The sequence below is a fragment of the Brevundimonas sp. genome (assembly GCF_019636155.1).
GTDB lineage: Bacteria > Pseudomonadota > Alphaproteobacteria > Caulobacterales > Caulobacteraceae > Brevundimonas.
This window is the reverse complement of record NZ_JAHBYB010000007.1, coordinates 78,126-103,204: the sequence shown is the minus strand read 5'-3', so window position 1 is coordinate 103,204 and position 25,079 is coordinate 78,126. Positions and strand designations below refer to the sequence as shown.

Genomic DNA, 25,079 nt, shown 5'->3' with positions numbered 1-25,079 from the left:
CGGGCGACGTCCTCCACCCCTTGAACTAACGCAGAATTCGAAAGGATTGGTTGAGACGCGTGACGCTGGCGCAAGGTCCGGTTATGGAACGGCTTTGCAGCCAGAGCGTTGGCCAGCCGAGATTCGGGGGACATGCCATGAAACGCATCATCATCGCCTTCGGGGCCATCGGGCTCCTGACCGTGGGCCTGGGCGCCTGCGACAATTTCCAGCCGCCGCGCGACGACCAGGCCGACACAGCCCCGGACGCCGTCGAACCCATGGCCGATGCGGCCGAGGACGCCGCCGCTCCGGCCGCCGATCCGTCCGCGGTCGATCCCGCCCCCGCCCCCACGCCGCTGCCCGCCGACAACCGCACCAACGAGGAGTCGGTCAAGCCGGAGAGTGAGACCCTGTTCTACTGACGCCCAACGGGCGCCACGGGGCCATGTTGAAGGGGGAACGGCCGGGGGGCCTTACTGTCGCGGAATTCCGTTTGAACGCCTGGTTTTCTCTTCCTGCACTCGCCCTCGGCGCCTGGATCGGCTGCGCCCCGGCCGCCTTGGCCGCCGATCCCAAGGCCCAGATTCGCGGCGAGATGGATGCCGACCTGCGGGACAAGCTGGTGCGGGCCGTCGGCGAATCCTCCGCCCCGCCGGCCAACCGGTTCGAGGCCCGACGCCGCGCGCGCGAGGCCGTGGGCTCGGCCGAGGCCCTGCTGCGCTCGGAAGGCTATTACCAGCCCGTTCTGGAAGATGTGGTCGAGGGCGAGACCCAGCCCCAGGCCATCGTCCAGGTCACGCCCGGGCGCCGCTTCCTGCTGACATCTCCGGCCGTCGACTGGCTGGCGCCCGAACCCAGCCGCGAGGCCATGGCCGCCTCGGTCTCGGAAATCGGCCTGACGCCGGGGGAACCCGGCCGGGCGGTGGACGTCATCGCCGCCGAAGGCCGCATCATCGCCAGCCTGACCCGCCAGGGCTATGCCGACGCCCGCACCGAGCCGCGACGGGTGGTGGTGGATCACGCCGCCTTCACCGTGGCCCCGACCTATCGGGTGGCGGCCGGCCCCCTGGTGCGGCTAGACGGGGTGCTGCTGGACACGCGCGGCCCCACCAACGCCGAATGGGTCGCCGGCCTGGCGCCCTGGTCCGAAGGCGACCGCTATGAGCCCGAGGACGTGGCCGAGCTGGAGCGCCGACTGCTGGAGACGGGGGTCTATGACGGCGTCGGCGTCGCCCTGGCGCCCGCCGAACGGGCGACGGCGGACGGTCTGCGGCCGATCATCGTCACCCTGACGGACCGACCCCGCCGCATCACCGAGGCCGGCGCCACCTTCTCCACCGCCCAGGGCTCGGGCGTCGATGTGATCCAGACCCGCTATAACCGCCTGGGCCGCGCCGACACCCTGCGGCTGGAGCTGCGGCTGGCGGACATCGACAGCCGGCTGGGCGCGGACCTCAGCCTGCCGCACTGGGGCCGGCCGGGGCGAACCCTGCGCCTGTCGACGGCGGCGGTGAACGAGGACACCGACGCCTATCGGCGCATCGCCCTGGTGCTGGCGGCCGACCTGCGCCAGAGGATCGGCAAGACCTCCTGGTTCAGCTACGGCCTCGGCCTGGACGCCGGCCACTACACCCAGACCCGGTTCGATCCCCTGACCCAGGCGCCGGTGGTGTTCGACCGCAACCTGGCGGTCCTGACCGGCCGCACCAGCGCCTACTGGGACCAGTCCGACGATCCGCTGGACCCCCGTTCCGGCTGGCGGCTCAGCGCCTCGGCCCAGCCCACGGCCGTGACCGGCGACGACAACGCCCTGTTCCTCAAGGCCGAGACCCAGGGCACGGTCTATTATCCGTTCGGCGAGGGCGGGCGCACCGTTTTGGCCGGCCGGCTGCGCCTGGGCTCGATCATCGGGGCGGGCGAACTCAGCGTGCCGTCGGACCGGCTGTTCTATTCGGGCGGCGGCGGTTCGGTGCGCGGCTATGAATATCAGGGCGTCGCCCCGCGCCTGCCCGACAACACGCCGCGCGGCGGGACCAGTCTGTTCGAGACCTCGTTCGAGGTGCGCCGCGACGTCGGGCGCAATTTCCAGGCGGTGGCCTTCGTCGACGCCGGGTCGGTCGGCTTCAGCGAGACGCCCGACTTCTCGAACCTACGCTACGGCGCGGGCTTCGGGGTGCGCTACAAATTGCCGTTCGGACCGATCCGCGCCGACGTCGCCTTCCCGCTGGACCGCCGGCCGGGCGACGCGGACTTCCAGGTCTATATCTCGATCGGACAGGCGTTTTGACCGATCCGACCCCGCCCGACGCGCCCCAGGCGCCCGAGACCCCGGCCCGAAAGGCGGCGCGGCCCAAGCGCACGCGGCTGCAACTGGCGATGCTGACCCTGGGCGTCGCCCTGGCGGTCATCCTGACCCTGCTGGCGGCCGGCCTGGCCGGCGGGCGGATGTATCTGCTGTCCGGGCCGGGACGCGACCTGGTCACCGGCTTCGTCGCCGGCAAGAAGATCGGCCGCTATGGCCGCATCAATGTCGAGGGGCTGCGCGGCGACCTGTTCGACGACTTCACCCTGAAACGGGTCACGGTGACCGACGCCCAGGGCGTGTGGCTGGAGGCCGAGAACGTCCGCGTCGACTGGTCCTACTGGCCCCTGCTGCTGCGCCGTTTCCATGCGTCCGAGATTTCGGCCGACACCATCCGGGTGCTGCGCCGCCCCCTGGTCGAGCCCTCGACCGAACCGCCCAAGCCCATGCCTCTGGGCGTCGCCATCGATCGCTTCTCGACCAAAGTCGAACTGCTGGAGGGGTTCAGCCAGGAATACGGCCGCTGGCGCCTGACCGGGTCCGCCGCCGTGCCGCGCGCGGGGGCCAAGAACGCCGAGGTCAACGCCTACAGCCTGACGCGCCAGGGCGACTATCTGCGCGCGACCGCGACCTTCGGCGGCGACCCGTCGGACCTGCGGCTGAACCTGCGCGCCAACGAGGCCCAGGGCGGGCCCATCGCCGGGGCCCTGGGCTATTCGCCGGACCAGCCCTTCTCGGCCGTCGCCGTGGTCAATGGCGAGATCGTCGACGCCCGCGTGACCACCGGCCGCTACACCCCCCTGGTGGTCAAGGGCCGCTATGGCGCGGAGGGGTCGCGGATCACCGGCTTCTTCGACTTCGGCGGATCGGACCTGCTGGCGCCCTTCGCCCGCCGGATCGGGCCGACCGCCCGCTTCGGCTTCGCCATTGTGCCGGACAGGCGCGACGAACGGCTTCAGGGGGTGGGCTGGCGGCTGGTGGCCGAGAACCTGACCTCCAACGCCCGCGGCGTCATCCGCGCCAAGGAGCGAGACGCGCCGGACGGCGTGCGGCTGGAAATCGCCACCCCCTCCCTCGCGCGCCTGACCGGCGCCGGGATCGCGGGGCCCAGCGCCTATACCGGCGTGTTCCGCGGCGACGCCAAGCGCTGGCGGCTGGACGGCGGCCTCAGCCTGCTGAACGCCTCCCTGGCCAGCTATCGCGCCACCCGTATCTCCGGCCCCCTGAACCTGGCGGTCGACAAGGGGCAGATGGACGTCACCGCCGACCTGCGCGCCGCCGGCGGATCGCCGGCCGGGGCGATCGGCGGCCTCCTGGGCGCGACGCCCCAGGTGAAGATGGCGGCCCGGCGCATGGCCGACGGCGGCATCCTGCTGCGCAGCCTCGACCTGAGGGGCCAGGCCCTGGATGTCCGGGGGTCCGGCAGCCGCAATCTGAACGGCGGGCTGAATTTCGGCGGCCAGGCGCGGATCACCGACCTGTCCCGCATCCATCGCGGGGCCCGAGGCGCCTTCGGCGGCGCCATCCAGGCCCGCTCGGCCCGCAGCGGCGCCCCCTGGACCCTCAGCTTCGATGGCCGGGGCGACCGCCTGGCGACAGGCCAGGCCGAACTGGACCGCCTGCTGGGCGCCGCGCCGCGCCTGCAGCTGGCCGGTCTGATGCGCGATGGTCGGATCGAACTGAACGACGGCCGGCTGACCGGCGCAAACGGCCGCGCCTCGGCCAAGGGGCTGATCGAACCGGGCGGTCAACTGCGGCTGGCCCTGGACTGGTCGGCCCAGGGTCCCTTCGGCGCCGGCCCCGTCGAGATCGGCGGTGCCATGACCGGGAACGGCGCCCTGACCGGCACCCTGGCCCAGCCGCGCGCCGACCTGACCGCCGCCTTCGACCGGGTCGATGCGGGCGCGCTGAAGCTGAGCGACGCCCGCCTGATCCTCAGCTTCCGCAAGGGCGCCGACGCCTCGGACGGACGGATCGCGGTCACGGCGGGATCGAACTACGGACCGGCCCGGGCCTCGGGCAATTTCCACCTCGGCGGACCCAGCATCCGCCTCAGCGACGTCGATCTGGACGCCGGCGGGGTGACCGCGCGCGGGGCGATCGCCCTGTCCCAGCGTGTGCCGTCCAGCGCCGACCTGACCTTCACCGCCCGACCGGGCGCCTTCCTGGCCTCGGGTCAGGCGGACGGGCGGATTCGCCTGACCGAAGGCGGCGGCGACAACAGCGCGATCCTGGACGTCAACGCGCGCAATCTGCGCCTGGCCGGCTCGACCTATGTCATCCGCAGCCTCGACCTGGACGGAAGCGGGACGCTGGAACGCCTGCCCTTCACCCTGTCGCTCGATGTGGGCGGCGCCACCCCGGTCCAGTTCAACGGCTCGGGCGTCTATGCGCGCCAGGACCAGGCCCACAGCATCGTCCTGCGCGGCGGCGGGCGGGTGCGCGAGGTGGCCTTCACGACCCGCAATCCGGCGGTCATCGCCCTGTCCGGAGACGGCCGGGTGGCGCGCCTGGACCTGACCGTCGGCGGCGGGGTCCTGCTGGGCGAACTGCGGCAGGATTCCAGCGCGGCGGTGATCCAGGCCGACCTGACCAGCGTCGAGCTGGGCTCCATCATGCCGGACCTGCGCGGGCAGGTGACGGGCAAGGTGTCCCTGCGCGGGTCCGGCGACGACCTGTCCGGGTCGGCCAACGTCAACCTGCGCCAGATTCGCAGCATCGACGCCCCTGCCGGCCTGGCGGTGGACGGCGAACTGAACGCCTCCCTGGTCAATGACGAACTGCGGCTTCAGGCGGCGGTCAGCGACGCCGACGCCGTGACGGCCCAGGCCGACGTCGTCCTGCCGGTCGAGGCCTCAGCGGCGCCCCTGAGACTGGCCGTCGCCCGCACCAGGCCCATGTCCGGCACGGTGTCGGCCAAGGGCCAGATCCAGCCCATCTGGGATCTGTTCTTCGGCGGCGAACGCTCCCTGGCCGGTCAGATCGACGCCCGCGCCACCCTGGCGGGCACCCTGAACGAGCCGCGGCTGAACGGCCGGCTGGACCTGGCCCAGGGCGCCTTCAGCGACACCCAGACCGGCCTCAGCCTGGGCGCCGTCACCCTGGCCAGCCGGTTTGACGACACCACCGCCCTGATCGAGACCTTCGAGGCCACGGACACCTCGCGCGGCCGCGTGTCGGGACAGGGCCGGATCGGCCTGCGCCAGGGCTCGGGCTCGACCTTCCAGCTGCGGCTGGCCAACTTCCAGATCCTGGACAACGACCTGGCCCAGGCCCGCGCCTCCGGCCCCCTGACAGTCGTGCGCGGCACCGACGGCAACATCCAGCTGACCGGTCGGATCGACATCGACGAAGCCCGCATCCAGGCCAATCCGCCCGGCACGCGCGGCATCGTCCGCATGGATGTGGTCGAGATCAACCGCCCCGGCGGCGACGAGGTCGAGACCGAGCGCAAGCCGCGCGGCCCCCAGATCGGGCTGGACATCGCCCTGCGCTCGCCCGGCGGCGACGTGCGGGTGGTCGGCCGCGGCCTGAATGTCGAGATGACGCTGAACGCCCGGGTCCAGGGCACGATCGCCCGCCCCGTCCTGACCGGCAATGCCGGCGTCGTGCGCGGCGACTATGAGTTCGCGGGCAAGCGGTTCGTCTTCGACGACCGGGGCACGGTCAGCCTGTCGACCGACCCATCGCGCATCCGGCTGAACCTGACGGCGACGCGGGACGATCCGGCCCTGACGGCGACCATCCGGGTCACGGGAACGGCCGTGTCGCCCGAGATCGCCCTGACCTCCACCCCCGCCCTGCCCCAGGACGAGATCCTGTCCCAGGTCCTGTTCGGCCGCTCGGCGTCACAGCTGTCGGCCTTCGAGGCGGCCCAGCTGGCGGCCGGGGTCGCGGCCCTGGCAGGCGGCGGCGGCTTCGACGTCATCGGCAACCTGCGCGAACTGGCCGGGCTGGACCGGCTGTCGTTCGGGGGAGAGGCCTCGGCCCTGACCGTCGCGGGCGGCCGCTACATCACCGACGACGTCTATCTGGAGATCATCGGCGGCGGCGAAGGCGGGGCGGCCGTCAACGTCGAATGGCAGGTGCGCCGCAACCTGGCGGTCAGCTCCAAATTCGGCGGCCAGGGCGAGGCCAGCCTGTCGATCCGCTGGCGCAAGTCGTCGCGTCCGCCCGGCGCCCGCAGCGACGACCGGCGGCCGAACCGCTGATCGGCCTGGATCAGAGGATTTCCAGCACCCGCTCGGGCGGACGGCCGACGCGCACGCCCCGGTCGCTCTCGGCCACCGGCCGCTCGACCAGGATGGGATCGGCCATCATGGCGGCGATCAGGGCCGCGTCGGTCGCGCCCTTCAGGTCCGCCGCCCCCGGCTCCTTGGCGCGCAACAGGGCGGTCGCGCCCCCGGCGCCGCGCGCCAGCCGCTCCAGCGTCGCCCGGTCCCAGCCGGTTTTCAGATATTCGACCACCCGCGGCTCGACCCCGCGCTCGCGCAACAGCTCCAGCGCCTGGCGCGAGGTGCTGCAGCGCGGATTGTGATAAAGGACGATCTCGGCCAAGGCGTCAGCGCGCCGCCGCCATCTGGATCGCGTCCAGCCGGTCGATCCCGCGCAGGCCGGCGACATGCAGCACCGCCTGGACGATCAGGATGACGACCGTCAGGCCGATCTCCCAGATCGGCGTGGCCGGCATGTTCATCGATCCGGCCATGACCACGCCAGCCAGGGTCATGATCCCGCCCAGGGCGATCAGCACCAGGAACAGAATGGCGATGAACCGCTTGGGATCGCGCCACTGGACCACGGCGAACACCACCTGGACCACCGTCAGCGCCACCCCGATCCAGAGGCCCGCCTGAACCCCCGCCTGCATGGTGGCCGCCTGGCTGGCCTCGGCCTGGGCCATGGCCCTGGCGACAAGGCTGTCCATGTGCATGAAGGACCAGACCGCGCTCACGACGCCGACGATCACCCCGATGATGATGGAGATGGCGCTGGCGCGCGCGGCGCGCAGGGCCTGGGCCTCCCCCTCGATGGCGGCGGCCGGATTCATCGCGTTCAGCCAGGCTTTCATGGTCGATCCCCCTTGATGTCGGCCTGAGCCTAGAGCGCAGCCTTCGGAGTGAAAAGCCCGCCGCCTTCACCTTTGCGTTTCATGGGTCTAGGGTCCGCCCGCATGCGGATTCTTGAAGCAGACCAGGCCGTGCTCGACCATGTGGCGGCGCGGGGCGAAGCCTTGGTGGCGCGCGCGGTCGCCTGGGCCGAGGTCAACTCCGGCAGTCGCAACGCCGCGGGTCTGAACCGGGTCCTGGACCTGCTGGAGGTCCAGGCGCGCGCCCTGCCCGCCACGGTCGAACGCCTGGCCACCGCCGGCTCGACCACCGTGGGCGACGACGGATCGGTGCGCCATGAGGCCCACGCCGACGCCCTGAAGATCACCGCCCGGCCGGATGCCCCAATCCAGGTCGTCCTGACCGGCCACTACGACACTGTCTTCCCGGCCGAGAGCGCGTTCCAGCGGGTCGTCACGCGGCCCGACGGCGCCCTGAACGGACCGGGTATCGCCGACATGAAGGGCGGGATCAGCGTGCTTCTAGGCGCGCTTGAGGCGTTCGAGACGCACCCGGACCGCCACCGCCTCGGCTGGACCGTCCTGCTCAGCCCCGACGAAGAGATCGGCTCACCCGCCTCGGCGCCGCTGCTGGCCGAACTGGGCGCGCGCGGGCATGTGGGCCTGACCTATGAACCGTCCCTCCCTGACGGAACCCTGGCCGGCGCCAGGAAGGGCAGCGGGAACTTCCACCTGATCGTCACCGGCCGCGCCGCCCACGCCGGTCGCGCCTTCGACGAAGGGCGCAACGCCGTCGCGGGCGCCGCCATCATCGCCGCCGCCCTGCACGCCCTGAACGGCCAGAGGGAAGGCGTCAGCGTCAATGTGGCCAAGATCTCCGGCGGCGGCCCCCTGAATGTCGTGGCCGACAACGCCGTGGTCCGCTGGAACGTCCGCGTGCCCGACCAGGCCGCCGCCGACTGGATCATGGACCGGATCGACCGTCTGGCCTCGACCCCGCCGTTCGAGGGCCTTTCCTTACATCTGCACGGCGGCTTCACCCGCCCGCCCAAGCCTATGGACGCGGCCCAGACCGAGCTGTTCGAGGCCGTGCGCCGCGCCGGGATCCTGCTGAACCAGTCCATCGCCTGGAAACCGTCGGGCGGCGTCTGCGAAGGCAACAATCTGCATGCCGCCGGCCTGCCCAATATCGACACCCTGGGCGTCGTCGGCGGCGACATCCATTCGGATCAGGAATACGCCTGGCCCGCCAGCTTCGCCGAGCGCGCCCGCCTGTCGGCCCTGATCCTGTGCAAGATCGCCTCGGGCGAGATCGACGCGCACCGGCTGAAACAGCTTCGACTGGAGACGATGTGATGGCCCGCCAATCCTCCCCCCTCGGGGGAGGGGGACCGCGAAGCGGTGGAGGGGGCCAGCCCCGAACACCGGCGTGTGGATCAGCCCCCTCCACCATGCTGTGCATGGTCCCCCTCCCCCGGCGGGGGAGGATTTAATGCTCGTCGTTCGTCCCGCCGGTCCCGCCGATCTGGATCATCTGCTGGAGCTGGCCATCCTGTCCGGCCCCGGCTTCACCAGCCTGCCCGAAGACCCCGACCAGCTGTCCGAACGCCTGGACCTGAGCCGCGACAGCTTCGCCGGCCGCATGGCCCCGCCCGAGCGCTGGTACACATTGATGCTGGAAGAGACCGACACCGGCGACATCGACGGCATCGGCTCGGTCAAGGCGGCGGTGGGGCTGAAACGGCCCTTCTTCTCGTTCCGCATCGTCAACAACACCGCCCAGTCGCCTTCGCTGGGCCTGAAGCTGGATCACCAGACCCTGGTGCTGGTCAATGAATGCACCGGCTGGACCGAGGTCGGCTCCCTGTTCCTCAAGGCGGACCGACGCAAGGGCGGCGCCGGACGGTTGCTCAGCCAGTCGCGCTACATGCTGATCGGGGCCGAGCCGGAGCTGTTCAACGACATTGTCCTGGCCGAACTTCGCGGCGTCTTCACCCCCGACGGCGCCTGCCCCTTCTGGGACCATGTGGCGCACAAATTCTTCCCGATGGAGTTCGACGAGGCCGATCTGATGACCGGCTCGACCGACAAGCAGTTCATCCTCGACCTGGCCCCGCGCCATCCGATCTATGTCGAACTGCTGCCCGAACCGGCGCGCGCCGTGATCGGCAAGGTGCATCCGCAAGGCGTGCCCGCCATGGCCCTGCTGGAATCCGAGGGGTTCCGGCCCAACGGCCTGATCGACATCTTCGACGCCGGTCCGACCGTCGCCTGTGGCCGCGACAACATCCGCACCGTGCGCGACGCCCGCCCCTATACGGTCGCCATCGCCGACGAGGTCGAGGCCGAACTGCCCGCCCTGATCTCGACCGCCAGCGTCGGCGCCTTCCGCGCCGTGCGCCAGAAGGCGGCCCTCGACGGCGAGGTGGCCACCCTGTCGCGCGAAACGGCCCTGGCCCTGAAGGTGCGGCCGGGCGACACGGTGCGGGTTAAGTCGTGACGAAGTTTTGGTTCTTCCTGAACCGGTTCGGCGACTATTTGCTGCGCTGCCTAGCCTTGTGTTTGATCCTTGCCGCAGCCGCTCTGGCTTACAGGACATGGATTTTCCAAGGCGGTCTGCCGATAACATCAGCCGCCATCCGTGATCTGGTGATGGGGCTTGCCGCCTGTCTCTTAGTCGTTATTCCCTTTTCGCTTGTCGCGTCATTCAAGGACTTGCGGAATCACAAGCCTGATACGCCGGACCGACCATCATGACAGTTCTCGTTTCCACTGACCCCGCCACCGGCGAAACCGTCTGGGAAGGCGACGCCGCCTCGTCCGCCCAGGTCCAGGGCGCCGTCGACGCCGCCCGCGCCGCCTTTCCCGACTGGGCCGACCGACCCCGCAGCGACCGGATCGAGGCGGTCAAACGCTATCAGGCCGTGCTAAAGGATCGGTCCGAGACCATAGCCGAGACCATCAGCCGCGAGACCGGCAAGGCCCTGTGGGAGACCCGCACCGAGGTCGCCGCCATGATCGGCAAGGTCGACATCTCGATCCGCGCCTATGACGAGCGCACCGGCGAACGCGAGGCCGCCACCGGCTTCGGTCGCGCCGTCCTACGCCATCGCCCGCACGGGGTGGCGGCGGTGCTGGGGCCGTTCAACTTCCCCGGCCACCTGCCCAACGGCCATATCGTCCCGGCCCTGCTGGCCGGCGACACCGTGGTGTTCAAGCCGTCCGAGGAAACCCCCGCCGTCGGCCAGGCCATGGCCGAAGCCTTCCAGGCCGCCGACCTCCCCGCCGGCGTGTTCAACATGGTTCAGGGTGGGCGCGAGACCGGCGCGGACCTGCTGAACAACGGCATCGACGCCCTGATGTTCACGGGTTCAGGCGCGGCGGGCGCCCATTTCCGGCGCAAATTCGCCGACGATCCGCACGTCATCCTGGCGCTGGAGCTAGGCGGCAACAATCCGCTGGTGGTGTGGGACGCGGCGGACGTCGAAGCCGTAGCGGGCATCGTGCTGCAATCCGCCTTCGTCACCACCGGCCAGCGCTGTTCCTGCGCGCGGCGCCTGATCGTGCCGGAGGGGCCGCAGGGGGACGCCATTGTCGAGGCCGTCGCCGCCCTGGCCGACCGTATCGTCTTCGCCCCGTGGAACAGCGACCCGGAACCCTATGGCGGCCCGCTGATCTCGGAACGCGCCGCCGGGGCGGCCCTGGCCGCCCTGCAGCAACGGATCGACGCCGGCGCGCGGGTCATCCGCCCCTCGGGGCCGGTCGACAACCTGCCCGGCGCCTTCGTGCGGCCCGCCATCATCGACGTCACCGGCGTGGACGTGCCGGACGAAGAGATCTTCGCCCCCTTCCTGTCGGTCACCCGCGTGGCCAGTTTCGACGCCGCCATCGCCACGGCCAACGCCACCCGCTACGGCCTGTCCGCGGGTCTGGTCAGCGACGATCCCAAGACCTGGGGCCGCTTCATCAACCGCATCCGCGCGGGGGTGGTGAACTTCAACCGCCCGACCACCGGCGCCGCCGGGGACATGCCCTTCGGCGGCCTGGGCGCCAGCGGCAACCACCGGCCCAGCGCCTGGTACGCCGCCGACTACTGCGCCTATCCGGTCGCCAGTTTCGAGGCCCAGGCGGTCAAGGACATCCGGGGCGAGATCAAGGGGCTGCTCTCTTGACCCTCTCCCGAGGGGAGAGGGAGGGACCCGCCGCGCAGCGGTGGGAGGGTGAGGGCGTCCCCTGTTCGACGATTTACACCGTAACCCCTCACCCTTTCGCCTTGCGCATCGCTCCGCTCTGCGAGGCTCAAGCCCTCTCCCGCCGGGAGAGGGTTCAGTGAAGGCCATCGAAGCCAATGCCGACGGCCTGATCGGCCCCACGCATTCCTATGCGGGCCTGTCGCCGGGCAATCTGGCGTCCAGCCTGAACGCGGGCGAGGCGTCCAACCCGCGCGCGGCGGTGCTGCAGGGCCTGGACAAGATGAAGACCCTGGCCGACCTGGGCCTGCCCCAGTTCGTCCTGCCGCCGCACGAGCGGCCCGACATCGGCTTCCTGCGGTCGCTGGGTTTCGGCGGAACCGACGCCCAGGTGCTGGAACGGGCCTGGAAGGACGCCCCCGCCTTCGCCGCCGCCGCCTGTTCGGCCTCAAGCATGTGGGCCGCCAACGCCGCGACGGTGACGCCATCCGCCGACGCCGCCGACGGCCGGGTGCATTTCACCCCCGCCAATCTGAACACCAACCTGCACCGCAGCCTGGAACACGCCCAGACCCGGCGCGCCCTGGACGCCCTGTTCCCCGATCCGGCGCATTTCGCCGTCCACGACGCCCTGCCCGCCGTCGCGCATCTGGCCGATGAGGGCGCGGCCAACCATGTGCGGCTGTGCGCCGACCACGGATCGCCGGGGGTCAATCTTCTGGTCTGGGGCCGCGAGGCGTGGGAGGCGTGGGACGGCCCCTACCCTGCCCGCCAGACGCGCCAGGCCTCCGAATCCCTGGCCCGCCGTCACGGCGCCTCAGGTGCGGTTCTGGCCCGCCAGTCGCGCGCGGCCATCGCGGGTGGAACCTTTCACAACGACGTCGTCTGCGTCGGCGCCCTGGACACCCTGTTCCACCACGAACTGGCGTTCGAGGACACGGCCGCCGTCCACGCCGACATCCGCCGCGCGGCCCAGGGGTTCGAGCCGCAATTCGTCCAGGTGTCGGCCGCCGACCTGCCGCTGGCCGACACCATCTCCAGCTATCTGTTCAACTCCATGCTGGTCTCGATCCCCGGCCGCGACCGCCTGACCCTGATCTGCCCGACCGAGACGCGCGACAACGCCCGCAGCCGCGCGGTGGCCGAGGGTCTGGTCGCCTCCAACGGCCCCATCGGCCATGTCGACTATGTCGATGTGCGCCAGTCGATGCGCAACGGCGGCGGCCCGGCCTGCCTGCGTCTGCGCGTGGTGCTGACCGAACCGGAACTGGCCGCGACCAACCCGGCCATGCGGCTGACCGACGAACTGCACGGCACGCTCAGCATCTGGGCCCTGCGCTGGTATCGGGACCGGCTGACGCCGTCCGACCTGGCCGACCCCGCCCTTCTGGACGAGACGCGCGGCGCCCTGGACGAACTGACCGCCATCCTGGGCCTGGGCGGCGGCTTCTATCCGTTCCAGCGGGACTGAGGACCGGCCCTCACTCCTGCGCCGGGCCGGGCGTCAGGTGGAAGGCGCCCAGGACCGCGCCGATGCCCGCGTCAGTCAGTTCGACGGTCGCCGAACGGCCCGAGACCAGCATCTGCACCAGTTCGCCCTGCCGCACACAGACCGTCATCGCCGGAGCTTCTCCGGCTTCGCGCGAGGCGCAGACGAACTCCAGATCGCCGCCTTCGAGGGCGACGGTGCGCGAGGCCAGTCTCTGCTCCCTTTCCTCGGCCGTGGTTTCGGGCCACCAGCTTTCGGTCTGTCCGACCAGGAAGGCCGTCGCGTCGATCACCAGGGCGCGGGTCAGGATCACCACACCGACGCCGACCGGAACCTCGGCGGCCGCATCGTCGCCGGGTGCGCGGCGGCAGACGAAGTCCAGCCCCAGGGCGGTGGCGCTGTTCTCGGTCACCATGGCCGGATCGCAGCCCGGAACGGCGCCCGCCGGCGCCCGCAGGACGCTCCGGCCCACCAGCATGCGTTCGAACACCGTCTCCGCCGGCGGAGCGGCATCCTGGGCGGCGGCCTCCGGCTCGGGCGTCTGGGCCCCGGCGGTGGAGGCCAGGGCCGTCAGGGCGCAGGCGGCTGCGGCGATCATCGAGCGCATGGGAGTCCTTTCAAAGGGAGGCGGGCGGGGATCAGGCGGCGAACCGTCCGCCCTTGGCGGCATAGGCCTGGGTGCCCCGGGAGAAGACGGCGTCGGCGGGCAGGATGGCGTCGATGGCGATGTCCTGCGCCCCCTTCAGCCGGTCATAGATCGGGCCGAAATCCTTCAGCGTCTGCTGCTTCAGCTGTTCGATGGAATCAATGACGAAATAGACCTGCTGGAAGTCGTCGATGCGATAAAGGGTCCGCATGACCCGCTCCAGGTCGAAGCCCAGCCGGTTCGGCGACGGATCCTCCACCGAAAAGACGCTTTCGGTCGCCGACGACACGATGCCCGCACCATAGATGCGCAGCTGATCGGCCTCGCGCATCAGGCCGAACTCGACCGTGTACCAATAGAGCCGCGCCAGGTTCGGCAACATGCCCAGGGCCGCCGCCCTCTGCCCGCCCTTGCCGTAGGCTTCCATATAGTCGGCGAAGTCCGGGTCGGTCAGCATCGGCACATGGCCGAAGACGTCGTGGAAGATGTCCGGCTCCTGCAGGTAATCCAGCTGGTCCGGCCGGCGGATGAACTGGCCCGAGGGAAAGCGGCGGTTGGCCAGGTGGTCGAAGAACACCTCGTCCGGCACCAGGCCCGGCACGCAGACCACGGTCCAGCCGGTCAGGGCCTGCAGCTTGGGGTTCATCACCGCGAAATCGGGGATGCCGCCGGTGTTCAGGTCCAGGGCCTCCAGCCCGCGGAAGAAGACGTCCGCCGCCCGGCCGGGCAGGATCTTCATCTGCCGGGCGTAAAGCGTATCCCAGGTGCGGTGCTCCACCTCCGTATAGGCGCGCCAGTTCTGGGGAATGGTCCAGTCGGCGGCGGCGCCTTCCGGCGGCGCTTCGAAGACGTGCTCGAAATCGGACATTGGGGGCTCCCGCTTCGGCTCGGCGGCCTTTGCCGCATCCTACTCCGTCCGGACGGGCGGCGTCATCAATGGATCGGCTGCGACAGGGGGGCGTGGCGGCCCCGGCCGTCGACGGTGAACCAGCGGGCCTCGTCCGCCGGGCTCAGGGCGCCGATCTCGGGATCGCGCTCCAGCACGTCCTCGGCCGCATAGGCGATCAGCCCATCCCCCTCGCCGATGACATAGATGCGATAGAAGGGCTGGGCCGGACGGTCGGGTCCGGGCGCGGCGGGGTCGCCGGCATAGCGGGCGTCCACGTCCATGACCACGCCGCGAAAGGCGTCGTCGCGGTGGCGGACGATCTGGCCGAGGCCGAAACGGGCGGACTGGATCTGGGTCATGCCGCCACCATGGGCCGACGCGCCTGAGCCTGATCCGAGCGGCCCGTTCATCGGGGCGTCAGCCTCGTGTCCGATTTGCGACGCTTGTTTCGGGCGCGGACCAAGGTCTAGTGTGGCCGGGACGGGCGCCGCTTCGGACCGCCCACAGCCACAGCTCGGCCATGCCGGACACCGACGGCGCGTCGCCTCGACGCGACGGCCGGTCCCGCGGCGGGGCGCCCCGCTCGCGATCGTCGGGACGCGATGATCCGCTGTACGGCGCACTCGATCTCGGGACCAACAATTGCCGACTGCTGATCGCGCGTCCGGCGCGCGACGGTTTCCGCGTGGTGGATTCCTTCAGCCGCATCGTCCGCCTGGGCGAAGGCCTGTCGCACAGCGGGCGGCTGGACGCCGCAGCCATGGACCGCGCCTACGACGCCCTGGGCCAGTGCGCCGAGCGGCTGGCGCGCCGGGGTCTGTCCGCCCGCCGCATCAGCGCGGTCGCCACCCAGGCCTGCCGCATCGCCGAGAACGGGGCGGACTTCATCGAACGGGTGCGCCGGGGCACGGGGCTGGAGCTGCGGGTCATCGACCCCCAGGAGGAGGCCCGCCTGTCGGTCCAGGGCTGTCTGAACCTGTTCGATCCGGCGGCCCAGGCCGTGCTGGTGATCGACGTCGGCGGCGGCTCGACCGAGATGTCGTGGCTGAAGCGCGACGCGCGCGGGGAGTTGCGGACCCAGGCCTGGATGTCGGCCCCCCTGGGGGTGGTGACCCTAGCCGAGCGTCATCCCGAGCCCGAGCCGTCCAGTCCCGACTGGTATGAGGCCATGGTCGCCGACATGCAGGCGGCGATCCGCGCCGGGGGCGTCGAGGACGCCGGGATGCGCGACCTGTTCGCCCGGGGCGCGGCCCAGCTGGTCGGAACCTCCGGCGCCATCACCAGCCTGGCGGGCATCCACCTGCGCCTGCCCCGCTATCAGCGCGATCGGGTCGACGGCCTCTGGATGACCAGCGAGGAGTGCCGGCGCGCGGCGGACCGCCTGATGGCCCTGGGGCCGGCGGGGCGGGCGGCGGAACCCTGCATCGGTCCGGACCGGGCCGATCTGGTCCTGGCCGGAGCCGCCATACTGGAGGCGGTCCAGCGCGCCTGGCCCTGTGAGCGGGTGCGGGTGGCCGACCGTGGCCTGCGCGAGGGCCTGCTGCTGACCCGGATGCGCCAGGATCGGCGCAACCGGCGGCGTCGGCGGCGCGGCGGCGGTCAGGCGGCCGGGGCCGCCCCGCCGGTCACCTGAACCGGAAACTCCAGGTCGCAGGCCGAGAAGTCCGCGCCCCGCGCGCGGCGCGCCGCCTCGACCAGGGCCTGGAAGGTGGCCGAGGCCGGGTCCAGAACCTGCACCACGGGCCGTTCGGCCTCGGCCATGTCGGAGGCGATGCGGACGCGCACCATCCGGTCGGGCTCGGAGGTCACCGCCCCGTTGTCGCCGTCCCCGACCTTGATCGCCCGCACCACGTCCAGGCCCGACACAACCCGGCCCCAGACGGTGTAGCGCTTCTCCAGCGACGGATAGGCCTGGCGCATCAGGAAGAACTGGCTGTTGCCGCTGTCGGGCGAATCGTCGCGCGCCATGCCGGCGACGCCGGGGCAGTACAGGGCCCAGGTCGCGGCCCGGCCCGAACCGTTCAGGGCCAGCAGGCTGTCAGGCTGGGTCTGGACCGGCAGGCTTCCGATGAAGCCGATCTCAGACCCGGTCGGACGGGCGACGGGGACGAACGGCGTCTCGGGCGTGCGCTGGAAGGTGAACTCGCCCTTCAGGTTCGGATACCAGCTCTGGCCCTCGCCGGTGCCCAGGGGATCGCCGGTCTGGGCCATGAACCAATCGATGACCCGGTGCCAGACGATGCCGTCATAGAAACCCCGCCGCGCCAGCAGCCGCATCCGCTCCACATGGTCCGGCGCCGCCAGGGGGGCCAGTTCGATCAGGATCCGCCCCTTGGTCGTGTCGATGACCATCAGGTTGTCGGGCGCCACGGCGCGCCATTCGCCAACGGCGGGCGCGGCGGCGGGGGCGGCCTCCTGGGCCAGGACCGGCCCGGCGGAGGTCAGGGCCAGGGCGGCGGCCAGCAGGGCGGGACGGATCATGGTCTTCTCCTCAGTCGATCTGGGCCGGGGTGTCGATGTCGCAGACGTTGAAGTCGCGGCCGCCGGACGACCGGGCCTGTTCGGCGATGGCGGCGAAGGCGGGCGAGGTCACGTCCATGACCCGCGCCGTCGGCCGTTCCGCCTCGGCCATGTCCGAAGCCATCCGCACCCGCGTCATCACGTCGGGGTCGCCCTCGACCTTGCCGTCCAGGGCGCGCGAGCCGAGCTTCAGCGACCGCACCACCGTCATGCCCGACAGGACGCGGCCGAAGGCGGTGTACTGGCCGTTCAGCCGGTCGTTGCGGCCGGTCATGATGAAGAACTGGCTGTTGGCGCTGTTCACCTCGGCGGCGCGCGCCATGCCCAGGACGCCGGGGCAGAACAGGGGGATGGCCGGCACCTTGAAATCGGCGTTGACCATGGCCTGGGCGTCCGGCTGGGTCCGGATCGGCAGGCCGTTCAGCACCCCCATCAGACCGCCTTCGGGATGCGAGCCGACGGCCGTGAAGCCGACGTTGGGGCGGCGGCGGAAGCTGAATTCGGCATTGACGTCCGGCAGGTCGCTGCCCCCCTCGCCGGTGCCCAGGGGGTCGCCGGTCTGGGCCATGAAGCCCTCGATCACCCGGTGGAATTTCAGCCCGTCATAAAAGCCGGTCGAGGCCAGGGTCCGCACCCGCTCGACATGGTTCGGCGCCACCTCGGGCGACAGTTCGGCCAGGATGCGCCCCTTGGCCGTGTCGATGACCAGCAGGTTCTCCGGCGCGACCGTGCGCCATCCGGCCTGATCCTGGGCCGCGACGCCGGTGGCGGCGCCCAGGCCGACGACGGCCGCCACGACGGCGGCGAAAGTGACAGGCTTCATGCTCTTCCCTTGACCTTGGCCAGGACCCGGGCGGCGACCGCCGGACTGACGAAACTTTCGATCGCGCCGTCCAGACGGGCGATCTCCTTGACCAGACGGCTGGCGATGGCCTGATGCCGGGGGTCGGCCATCAGGAAGACGGTCTCGATCCGGCTGTTCAGCCGCTGGTTCATCGCCGTCATCTGGAACTCGTATTCGAAGTCGGCCACGGCGCGCAGGCCGCGCACGATGACCGCCGCATCCAGCTTTTCCGCGAAATGCATCAGCAGGGTGTCGAACGGCTCGACCACGATGTCGGCGTCGAACCCCGCCACCGCCTCGCGCAGCATCTCGACCCGTTCGTCGGTGGTGAACAGCGGCCCCTTGTCGTCATTGCGCGCCACCCCGATGACCAGGCGGTCCACCAGCTTCACCGCCCGGCCGATGATGTCGATATGGCCGTTGGTGACCGGATCGAAAGTGCCCGGATAAAGCCCGATGCGCATGCGGCGTGTCCCCCGTTCGGCGCAGATTTAGCAGGCGCGTCCGGCCCGGCCTAGTCGAGATGCGGCCTGGTGCGGCGTTCAGACCGGCTGAGGCGGCGCCGCGCGCCAGGCGGCGGCGATGTCGGCGACACGCCGGGGCGAGGTCGCGAACGGATGGTCCCCGATGCCCGCCACGGCGCAGGCCGGGGTGGCGCTGTTGGTCAGGAAGGCGCCGTCGAAGGCGGGCAGGTCCGCCATCGTCAACGGCCGGGTTTCGGTCTCCAGCCCCGCGGAAATCAGCGCCTGGGACACGCCGCCCAGCATCGGCGCCTGGGGCCAGACGATCCGGTCGCCGGACAGGAAACCGATGTTCGAGACGCTGGCTTCCGAAATCCGCCCGCTCGCATCGACGAACAGGGCGTCGTCGAACCCCGCCGCCCGCGCCATACGCCGCGCGCGGATCAGGCCGAAGGTCGCGGCGTGCTTCAGGTGCGGAGCCTCTCGGCCATAGGCCTGGGGCTGAAGGCGCACGGGCGTGTCGGACAGCGGGGCGGCCGGATCGAATACGCCGACCATCATGCGCGGGCGACCGGTCCAGTCGGGCGTCCGCACCCCGATCTCGGGCGCGAACAGGCTGACGCGCATCCATGCGCCGCGACGCTCGCCCAGGGCCTGGCGCATCCAGGCCCGCGCCTGGTCTTCGGCCACGGCCTCGCCGAACAACTCCACCGCCGCATCGCGCAGGCGCGCCAGATGCCGATCCAGCCCCCGCACCCCGCCGTCCGTCACCGCGAACGAGGTGTAGGCGCCGTAGTTGACCAGGGCCTGATGCGCCAGGTCGTCGGCCGTGGCGGGACGGCCGTCGATGAAGAGGGACGTCATCGTCCCTCTCCCAATGGGAGAGGGCTTGAACGCCCAAGAGCCCACAGGGCGATTGGCTGCGTGAAAGGGTGAGGGTCGGACGTCAGGGGATCATCGGCAAACGGTCGACCCTCACCCTTTCGGCTGGCGCATCGCTTCGCTCTGCGAGCCTCAAGCCCTCTCCCAGCGGGAGAGGGATCAGGCCTCTTCTTCACCCGCAGCTTCATCCTCATCCCCGCCCGCATCGGCCAGGCGTTCGACGGACACCACCTTCTCGCCCTCGGCGGTGCGGAAGACGGTGACGCCCTGGCTGGCGCGGCCGACGATGCGGATCTGATCGACCGGGGTGCGGATCATCTGACCGCCCGAGGTGACCAGCAGTAGGTCGTCCGTCTCCTCCACCGGGAAGGCGGCGGCCAGGCGGTCGCCCGCGCGCCCGCCCAGGCCGTGGGCCGTCAGCCCCTGCCCGCCCCGGCCGGTGCGCCGGTATTCATGCGCCGAGGATCGCTTGCCGAAGCCGGTGTCGGTGATGGTCAGGATGAACTGTTCGGCCCCGCCCAGATAGGCGATGCGGTCCAGCGTCAGCACGGCGTCTTCGCCCGCCTCCTCGGCCTCGTGCTCGGCCATCGCAACGTCGTAGATCGCCACATCGATGGCGTCCTCGTCCCCCGCCGCCTTGCGCATGGCGTTGGCGTGTTTGACATAGGCGGCGCGTTCCTCCGGCGTGGCGTCGACCCGGCCCAGCACGGCCATGGAGATGACCTCGTCGCCCTTGGCCAGGCGGATGCCGCGCACCCCGGTGGAATCGCGTCCCTTGAACACCCGCACGTCGTCGGCCTTGAAACGGATGGCGCGACCCAGGGCCGTGGTCAGAAGCACGTCGTCCTCGCCCGTGCACAGCCCCACCCCGACCATGCTGTCGCCGTCTTCCAGCTTCATGGCGATCTTGCCGGCGCGGTTGACGGTGGCGAAGTCGGACAGCTTGTTCCTGCGAACATCGCCCGATTGGGTGGCGAACATGATGTCGTAGTCGCCCCAGGTCGCCTCGTCCTCTGGCAGGGGCAGGACGTTCATGATGCTGTCGCCCGGCTCGATCGGCAGCAGGTTGACGAAGGCCTTGCCGCGCGCGGTCGGGGCGCCCAGCGGCAGGCGCCACACCTTCAGCTTGTAGGCCTTGCCGTTGGTGGCGAAGAACAGCACTGGCGTATGGGTCGAGGCCGAGAAGACGCCGACGATGGCGTCCTCGTCCTTCATCGACATGCCGGACTTGCCCTTGCCGCCGCGATGCTGGGTCCGATAGGCGTTCAGCGCCGTGCGTTTGACATAGCCGCCGTGGGTGACGGTGACGACCATCTCTTCGCGCGGGATCAGGTCTTCGTCCTCCATCTCGGCGTCGCCCTCGCCGATGACGGTGCGGCGCGGAACCGCGAACTGGTCCTTCACCTCGATCAGTTCGTCGCGGATGACGGCGACGATGTTGGCGCGGTCCGACAGCAGGGTCAGATGGCCCTGGATGGTGTCGGCCAGGCCCCGCGCCTCGCCGAAGATGTCGTCGCGGCCCAGGCCGGTCAGGCGCGACAGGGTCAGGGCCAGGATGGCGCGCGCCTGTTCGTCCGTCAGGCGGATCTTGTCGCCCTCGACGATGGCGGTGCGCGGGTCGGCGATCAGTTCGACCAGAGCCATCATGTCGCCGACAGGCCAGGGCTTGTCCTGCAGCCGCTCGCGCGCCTCGGTCGGGTCGGCCGAGGAGCGGATGATGTGGATCACCTCGTCGATATTGGCCACGGCGACGGCCAGGCCGACCAGGACGTGGCCGCGGTCACGCGCCTTGCCCAGTTCGAATTTGATACGACGGACCACCACTTCCTCGCGGAAGTCCAGGAAGGCGTCCAGCAGGGCGCGCAGGCCCATCTGTTCCGGCCGACCGTGGTTCAGCGCCAGCATATTGACGCCGAACGAGCTTTGCAGGGCGGTGTAGCGGTACAGCTGGTTCAGGATGACATCGCCGGACGCATCCCTCTTCAGCTCGATCACCATCCGCATCCCCTGGCGGTCGGATTCGTCGCGGACGTCGGCGATGCCTTCCAGCCGCTTCTCGCGCACCATTTCGGCGATGCGTTCGATCAGGGTCTGCTTGTTCACCTGGAACGGCAGTTCGGTGACGATGATCGCTTCCCGATCCTTTCGGATGGTCTCGATCGAGGCCTTGCCGCGCACGATGACCGAGCCGCGGCCGTCACGCAGGGCGTTGCGCGGGGCCGTGCGGCCCATGATCTCGCCGCCCGTGGGGAAGTCGGGGCCGGGCACCAGGTCCAGCAGGGTCTCGTCCGAAACCTCCGGGTCGTCCAGCAGCGCCAGACAGGCGTCGATCACCTCGCCCAGATTGTGCGGCGGGATGTTGGTGGCCATGCCCACGGCGATGCCGCCCGCCCCATTGACCAGCAGGTTGGGGATGCGGCTGGGCAGGACGACCGGCTCCAGCTCCTTCTCGTCGTAGTTCGGCTGGAAATCGACCGTGTCCTTGTCGATGTCGGCCAGCAGGGCCACCGCCGCCGGGGCCATGCGCGATTCGGTGTATCGCATCGAGGCCGGCATATCGCCGTCGACCGAGCCGAAATTGCCCTGGCCGTCGATCAGCATCAGCCCCATCGAGAAGGGCTGGGCCATGCGGACCAGGGCCATATAGACCGAGGCGTCGCCGTGCGGGTGGAACCGGCCCAGCACGTCGCCGACCACGCGGGCGCATTTGGAATAGGCGCGGCTCGGCTCCATCCCCAGGTCGTGCATCGAATACAGGATGCGCCTGTGCACGGGCTTCAGCCCGTCGCGCGCGTCGGGCAGGGCGCGCGAGACGATGACGCTCATGGCGTAGTCGAGATACGAGCGTCGCAGCTCGTCCTCGATCGAGATGGGGGCGATGTCGGCGCCGCCGCCGATGGCGGGGGCGTTGTCGGTGATGTCTTCGGTCAAGGAAATCAGGCTATATGGGCCGGAATCGGAACGTGATCCGCTGATCCGGTTTCTAGCACCCAGGGGCTGGGGAGGCAAAGAAACGCCGCCTGTTTCGCCCCATCGCAATGGAAGGAACGACCATGCGCGCCGCCCTCATCGCCGGACTCGCCGCCCTGCCCCTGGCCGCTTGCGTCAGCGTGACCGCCAACGACTATTCGACCAACGCCCCGCCGCGGGCCCGGACGGGCGATTTCGGCGAGGCGACCCTGATCAACGGCGCGGGTGCGCGGGTCGGCCGCGCCACCCTGACCCAGGGCGCCACCGGCCTGCTGATCCGGGTCGAGGTCGAGGGGCTGACGCCCGGCTGGCACGGCATCCATATCCACGCCAAGGGCGAATGCGCGGCGCCCTTCACCTCGGCCGGGGCGCATGTGAACCATGGCGAGCCCAAGGCTCCGCACGGCCTGCTGAACCCCGAAGGGCCGGACGACGGCGACCTGCCCAACATCCACGCCGACGCCAACGGCCGGGCCCATGCGGAAATCTTCACCACCCGCGCCCGCATCGCCCGCAGCGGGCCGGGCCAGTGGCTGTGGGACGAGGACGGCTCGGCCCTGGTCATCCACGCCAATGTCGATGACCACAACTCCCAGCCGATCGGCGGGGCGGGCGACCGGGTCGTCTGCGGGGTCATGGCCGCCGGCTGACGGCCGATCAGGCCTTGGCCGCGCCGGCCCTCAGGTTGCGTTCGGCCAGGGCCACCACACCGACGCCGGCGATGCTCAGGGCCGCCCCGCCCAGGATCTGGGCCGTCAGAGTGTCGCCGATCATCCAGCCGATCAGGATCGACACCGCCGGGGTGGCCAGCAGGTAGGGCGTCACCCGTCCCGCCTCGCGCCTCTGCACCAGCCAGAAGACCAGGGTGGTGGCCACCACCGACGATACGAACCCGGCCCAGACGACGCAGGCCCAGACCAGAGGCGTGGCCTGGCGGACGGCCTCGACCTGCCCCGTCTCGAACAGGGCCGACCCCGCCGCCAGCACAGGCAGGGCGAAGGCCGCCAGCAGACCCTGCATCTTCAGCGGCGGGATGGAGGTGGTGCGCCGCGCCACCACCGTGGTCACGGCCCAGGCGGCCGAGGCGGCGGCGCCGATCAGGATCGCCTTCCAATCCTGGATCGCGTGCGGATCCAGCGACATCCACACCACTCCGGCGAAGGCCACCGCCAGGCCGGCCAGGGCGGGCCGCGACAGCCGTTCGCCCAGCAGCAGGAAGGCGAACAGGGCGGTGAAGGGAATCCAGAGCTGGGTCGCCACCGTCACCGGGCTGACGTCCCGCGCCATCCAGAAGGCCAGGTAGATCAGGCCATAGTGGATCGGCCCGCCCACCACGACGATGACCGCCAGGCTTTTCCAATTCGGGAACGGCGGCCGCACGAATGGCGCCAGGCAGGCCGTCGCCACCGCGAACCGCAGGGCCGCCATCAGCAGGGGCGGCAGGGTCTCGGTCGCCACCTTGGCCGCCGCATTGTTCACCCCCCAGATGACCACGACCGCCACGATGGCGGCGATCTCGGCCAGGGTCAGGCGATGACTGTGCGGGGTCGGGGAATCGGCGGCGCTCACCCCTCGCCTATGGCACGGGCGCGAACGCCACGCGCCTCAAGAACGGTGACGGGGCGTTTCCACTGGCGTCAGCGCACCGAAAAGCGTACATATGTACATATGGCCGACATCACCCTGACCGCCCTGCGAAAGGACCTGTTCCGGCTGGTCGATCGCGTCCTGGAAACGGGACGCCCGCTGACGCTTGTCCGCAACGGACGGCGTCTGACCCTGGCGGCGGAACCAGACTTCACAGCAGGGGAAGACAGGGAGCAGCGGTTCGATCGGATGATGGCCATGGGTGTGCGTGAGGACGCCGCCGATTTCGATCCTGGAGACATCACCGACGGCGCCCATCTGGCCTGGTCGCCGGAAGACAATCCGCGTTGATCCACCTGGACACCCATGTGGTGCTGTGGCTGGCCCAGCGTCGGCTGAACGTCCTGGGCGACGCTGCCCTGCGCCTGGTGCGCAGACATCCTTGGACCGTGTCGCCCTTCGTCCTGCTGGAACTCGAACTGCTGCACGAGATCGACCGGATCCGGGCTTCGCCCCAGCGGGTCCTGGGCGCCCTGGCCGAAGTGGGCGATGTGTCCATCTCGGCGACCAGCGCGCAGGAGGTCGTCGAAGCCGCCCGGCCCCTGAGCTGGACGCGAGATCCGATGGATCGGTTGATCGCGGGCGCCGCCCTGGCCGAACGGTCGCCGCTGATCACCGCTGACGGCGTGATCCTGAAGAACCTGCCGTCGGCCGTCTGGGACTGACTGGCCCTCGCCTCAGAACGGAATGTCGTCGTTCAGGTCGTAGCTTTCCTTGGGGCCCGAGGGCTTGTTGGCGCCGCCGGTCGAGAAGCCCGAGGAATAGTCGTCATCCGAACGGCCCGCGCCGCCGCCGTCACGGCCGCCCAGCATGGTCAGATTGCCGTTGAAGCGCTGGATCACCACCTCGGTGGTGTATTTCTCGACCCCGTTCTGCTCGTATTTCCGGGTCTGGAGCGCGCCCTCGACATAGATGGTCGAGCCCTTCTTCAGATAGTTCTCGCAGACCTTCACGATGTTTTCGTTGAAGATCACCACCCGGTGCCACTCGGTCTTTTCCTTGCGCTCGCCGGTGGACTTGTCGCGCCAGGTCTCCGACGTGGCCAGCGACAGATTGGCGACCCGATCACCGTTGTTCAGGGTGCGGATTTCCGGGTCACGACCCAGGTTGCCCACCAGAATGACCTTGTTGACGCTGCCAGCCATCGCCGAATTCCTTGTTGCGGGGCCCGCGGCCCTCTTCTGTCCTC

24 protein-coding genes are annotated in these 25,079 nt (G+C 70.4%); 12 read left to right on the top strand and 12 right to left on the bottom strand.

Annotated features, from left to right (window positions below; genetic code table 11):
• Nucleotides 1-137 precede the first annotated feature (137 nt).
• From KF910_RS09625 to KF910_RS09615, 3 genes are all read left to right on the top strand, one after another.
• Nucleotides 138-404 (top strand): hypothetical protein, encoded by a 267-nt coding sequence (locus tag KF910_RS09625; protein WP_292261164.1) that lies wholly within the window; start codon nt 138-140, stop codon nt 402-404.
• 71 nt (nt 405-475) lie between these two features.
• Nucleotides 476-2,269, top strand: coding sequence for an autotransporter assembly complex protein TamA (locus KF910_RS09620; protein ID WP_292261162.1), 1,794 nt, complete (start codon nt 476-478; stop codon nt 2,267-2,269).
• Nucleotides 2,266-6,495 carry a translocation/assembly module TamB domain-containing protein gene (locus KF910_RS09615; RefSeq protein ID WP_292261159.1) on the top strand — a complete coding sequence of 1,410 codons (4,230 nt, stop codon included), beginning with the start codon at nt 2,266-2,268 and terminating at the stop codon, nt 6,493-6,495. The genes KF910_RS09620 and KF910_RS09615 overlap by 4 nt, the downstream gene beginning before the upstream one ends.
• A gap of 10 nt (nt 6,496-6,505) precedes the next feature.
• On the opposite strand, the gene KF910_RS09610 is transcribed toward KF910_RS09615, so the two are convergent.
• Complete coding sequence (locus KF910_RS09610; protein WP_292261156.1) at nt 6,506-6,841, bottom strand: arsenate reductase family protein; 336 nt, start codon at nt 6,839-6,841, stop codon at nt 6,506-6,508.
• A 4-nt stretch (nt 6,842-6,845) separates the two neighbouring features.
• Nucleotides 6,846-7,355, bottom strand: a complete 510-nt coding sequence (locus KF910_RS09605; protein WP_292261153.1) for a hypothetical protein — start codon at nt 7,353-7,355, stop codon at nt 6,846-6,848.
• Between the two features lie 102 nt (nt 7,356-7,457).
• Here KF910_RS09605 and KF910_RS09600 point away from each other — a divergent pair, with 102 nt between their 5' ends.
• The 5 genes from KF910_RS09600 to astB all read left to right on the top strand — a co-directional run bounded on the left by KF910_RS09600 (nt 7,458) and on the right by astB (nt 13,013).
• Nucleotides 7,458-8,708, top strand: coding sequence for a hydrolase (locus tag KF910_RS09600; RefSeq protein WP_292261150.1), 1,251 nt, complete (start codon nt 7,458-7,460; stop codon nt 8,706-8,708).
• A 136-nt stretch (nt 8,709-8,844) separates the two neighbouring features.
• Complete coding sequence (locus KF910_RS09595) at nt 8,845-9,852, top strand: arginine N-succinyltransferase (protein ID WP_292261147.1); 1,008 nt, start codon at nt 8,845-8,847, stop codon at nt 9,850-9,852.
• Nucleotides 9,849-10,109 carry a hypothetical protein gene (locus tag KF910_RS09590; protein ID WP_292261144.1) on the top strand — a complete coding sequence of 87 codons (261 nt, stop codon included), beginning with the start codon at nt 9,849-9,851 and terminating at the stop codon, nt 10,107-10,109. Before KF910_RS09595 ends, KF910_RS09590 begins: the two co-directional genes overlap by 4 nt.
• The gene (astD, locus tag KF910_RS09585; RefSeq protein WP_292261141.1) at nt 10,106-11,524 is read left to right on the top strand and encodes a succinylglutamate-semialdehyde dehydrogenase; all 1,419 of its coding nucleotides are present in this window, start codon (nt 10,106-10,108) and stop codon (nt 11,522-11,524) included. Before KF910_RS09590 ends, astD begins: the two co-directional genes overlap by 4 nt.
• A 157-nt stretch (nt 11,525-11,681) precedes the next feature.
• The gene (gene astB / locus KF910_RS09580) at nt 11,682-13,013 is read left to right on the top strand and encodes an N-succinylarginine dihydrolase (protein WP_292261139.1); all 1,332 of its coding nucleotides are present in this window, start codon (nt 11,682-11,684) and stop codon (nt 13,011-13,013) included.
• Nucleotides 13,014-13,023: 10 nt separating this feature from the next.
• Here the strand turns inward: astB and KF910_RS09575 are convergent, their stop codons facing one another.
• The 3 genes from KF910_RS09575 to hspQ all read right to left on the bottom strand — a co-directional run bounded on the left by KF910_RS09575 (nt 13,024) and on the right by hspQ (nt 14,925).
• Entirely contained in the window at nt 13,024-13,638 is a 615-nt protein-coding gene (locus KF910_RS09575) for a hypothetical protein (protein WP_292261136.1), read from the bottom strand.
• Nucleotides 13,639-13,669: 31 nt separating this feature from the next.
• Complete coding sequence (gene phhA / locus KF910_RS09570; protein ID WP_292261133.1) at nt 13,670-14,545, bottom strand: phenylalanine 4-monooxygenase; 876 nt, start codon at nt 14,543-14,545, stop codon at nt 13,670-13,672.
• Between the two features lie 65 nt (nt 14,546-14,610).
• Nucleotides 14,611-14,925 (bottom strand): heat shock protein HspQ, encoded by a 315-nt coding sequence (gene hspQ, locus KF910_RS09565; RefSeq protein WP_292261131.1) that lies wholly within the window; start codon nt 14,923-14,925, stop codon nt 14,611-14,613.
• A 161-nt stretch (nt 14,926-15,086) separates the two neighbouring features.
• Here hspQ and KF910_RS09560 point away from each other — a divergent pair, with 161 nt between their 5' ends.
• The gene (locus KF910_RS09560) at nt 15,087-16,199 is read left to right on the top strand and encodes a Ppx/GppA phosphatase family protein (RefSeq protein ID WP_292261127.1); all 1,113 of its coding nucleotides are present in this window, start codon (nt 15,087-15,089) and stop codon (nt 16,197-16,199) included.
• On the opposite strand, the gene KF910_RS09555 is transcribed toward KF910_RS09560, so the two are convergent.
• From KF910_RS09555 to gyrA, 5 genes are all read right to left on the bottom strand, one after another.
• Nucleotides 16,166-17,047: a peptidylprolyl isomerase gene (locus KF910_RS09555; protein WP_292261124.1), complete on the bottom strand. Its 882-nt coding sequence runs from the start codon at nt 17,045-17,047 to the stop codon at nt 16,166-16,168. The two genes, KF910_RS09560 and KF910_RS09555, sit on opposite strands and share 34 nt — an antisense overlap.
• Before the next feature lie 10 nt (nt 17,048-17,057).
• On the bottom strand, nt 17,058-17,909 hold the full coding sequence (locus KF910_RS09550; protein WP_292261120.1) for a peptidylprolyl isomerase: 852 nt from the start codon (nt 17,907-17,909) through the stop codon (nt 17,058-17,060).
• Nucleotides 17,906-18,394 (bottom strand): pantetheine-phosphate adenylyltransferase, encoded by a 489-nt coding sequence (gene coaD, locus KF910_RS09545; protein WP_292261117.1) that lies wholly within the window; start codon nt 18,392-18,394, stop codon nt 17,906-17,908. The genes KF910_RS09550 and coaD overlap by 4 nt, the downstream gene beginning before the upstream one ends.
• 78 nt (nt 18,395-18,472) lie before the next feature.
• A complete protein-coding gene (locus KF910_RS09540; RefSeq protein WP_292261114.1) occupies nt 18,473-19,255 on the bottom strand; it encodes an aminotransferase class IV in 783 nt (260 codons plus the stop codon).
• A gap of 177 nt (nt 19,256-19,432) precedes the next feature.
• Nucleotides 19,433-22,204 carry a DNA gyrase subunit A gene (gene gyrA, locus KF910_RS09535; protein ID WP_292261111.1) on the bottom strand — a complete coding sequence of 924 codons (2,772 nt, stop codon included), beginning with the start codon at nt 22,202-22,204 and terminating at the stop codon, nt 19,433-19,435.
• A 122-nt stretch (nt 22,205-22,326) separates the two neighbouring features.
• Between gyrA and KF910_RS09530 the strand changes: the two genes are divergently transcribed.
• On the top strand, nt 22,327-22,893 hold the full coding sequence (locus KF910_RS09530; protein ID WP_292261108.1) for a superoxide dismutase family protein: 567 nt from the start codon (nt 22,327-22,329) through the stop codon (nt 22,891-22,893).
• Between the two features lie 7 nt (nt 22,894-22,900).
• Here the strand turns inward: KF910_RS09530 and KF910_RS09525 are convergent, their stop codons facing one another.
• On the bottom strand, nt 22,901-23,812 hold the full coding sequence (locus KF910_RS09525; RefSeq protein ID WP_292261105.1) for a DMT family transporter: 912 nt from the start codon (nt 23,810-23,812) through the stop codon (nt 22,901-22,903).
• A 99-nt stretch (nt 23,813-23,911) separates the two neighbouring features.
• On the opposite strand from KF910_RS09525, the gene KF910_RS09520 reads away from it, so the two are divergent.
• The gene (locus KF910_RS09520; protein ID WP_292261102.1) at nt 23,912-24,181 is read left to right on the top strand and encodes a hypothetical protein; all 270 of its coding nucleotides are present in this window, start codon (nt 23,912-23,914) and stop codon (nt 24,179-24,181) included.
• Nucleotides 24,178-24,555 carry a PIN domain-containing protein gene (locus KF910_RS09515; protein ID WP_292261099.1) on the top strand — a complete coding sequence of 126 codons (378 nt, stop codon included), beginning with the start codon at nt 24,178-24,180 and terminating at the stop codon, nt 24,553-24,555. The genes KF910_RS09520 and KF910_RS09515 overlap by 4 nt, the downstream gene beginning before the upstream one ends.
• 12 nt (nt 24,556-24,567) lie before the next feature.
• Here KF910_RS09515 and ssb read toward each other — a convergent pair whose 3' ends face one another.
• A complete protein-coding gene (gene ssb / locus KF910_RS09510; protein ID WP_292261096.1) occupies nt 24,568-25,035 on the bottom strand; it encodes a single-stranded DNA-binding protein in 468 nt (155 codons plus the stop codon).
• Nucleotides 25,036-25,079 lie beyond the last annotated feature (44 nt).

Coding starts and splice junctions, on each gene's coding strand:
- phhA (WP_292261133.1), bottom strand. CDS start 14,545: ATGTCCGATTTCGAGCACGTCTTCGAAGCGCCGCCGGAAGGCGCCGCC.
- KF910_RS09560 (WP_292261127.1), top strand. CDS start 15,087: ATGCCGGACACCGACGGCGCGTCGCCTCGACGCGACGGCCGGTCCCGC.
- hspQ (WP_292261131.1), bottom strand. CDS start 14,925: ATGACCCAGATCCAGTCCGCCCGTTTCGGCCTCGGCCAGATCGTCCGC.
- KF910_RS09605 (WP_292261153.1), bottom strand. CDS start 7,355: ATGAAAGCCTGGCTGAACGCGATGAATCCGGCCGCCGCCATCGAGGGG.
- coaD (WP_292261117.1), bottom strand. CDS start 18,394: ATGCGCATCGGGCTTTATCCGGGCACTTTCGATCCGGTCACCAACGGC.
- KF910_RS09595 (WP_292261147.1), top strand. CDS start 8,845: ATGCTCGTCGTTCGTCCCGCCGGTCCCGCCGATCTGGATCATCTGCTG.
- KF910_RS09550 (WP_292261120.1), bottom strand. CDS start 17,909: ATGAAGCCTGTCACTTTCGCCGCCGTCGTGGCGGCCGTCGTCGGCCTG.
- KF910_RS09530 (WP_292261108.1), top strand. CDS start 22,327: ATGCGCGCCGCCCTCATCGCCGGACTCGCCGCCCTGCCCCTGGCCGCT.
- KF910_RS09600 (WP_292261150.1), top strand. CDS start 7,458: ATGCGGATTCTTGAAGCAGACCAGGCCGTGCTCGACCATGTGGCGGCG.
- astD (WP_292261141.1), top strand. CDS start 10,106: ATGACAGTTCTCGTTTCCACTGACCCCGCCACCGGCGAAACCGTCTGG.
- KF910_RS09575 (WP_292261136.1), bottom strand. CDS start 13,638: ATGCGCTCGATGATCGCCGCAGCCGCCTGCGCCCTGACGGCCCTGGCC.
- KF910_RS09540 (WP_292261114.1), bottom strand. CDS start 19,255: ATGACGTCCCTCTTCATCGACGGCCGTCCCGCCACGGCCGACGACCTG.
- KF910_RS09625 (WP_292261164.1), top strand. CDS start 138: ATGAAACGCATCATCATCGCCTTCGGGGCCATCGGGCTCCTGACCGTG.
- ssb (WP_292261096.1), bottom strand. CDS start 25,035: ATGGCTGGCAGCGTCAACAAGGTCATTCTGGTGGGCAACCTGGGTCGT.
- KF910_RS09520 (WP_292261102.1), top strand. CDS start 23,912: ATGGCCGACATCACCCTGACCGCCCTGCGAAAGGACCTGTTCCGGCTG.
- KF910_RS09555 (WP_292261124.1), bottom strand. CDS start 17,047: ATGATCCGTCCCGCCCTGCTGGCCGCCGCCCTGGCCCTGACCTCCGCC.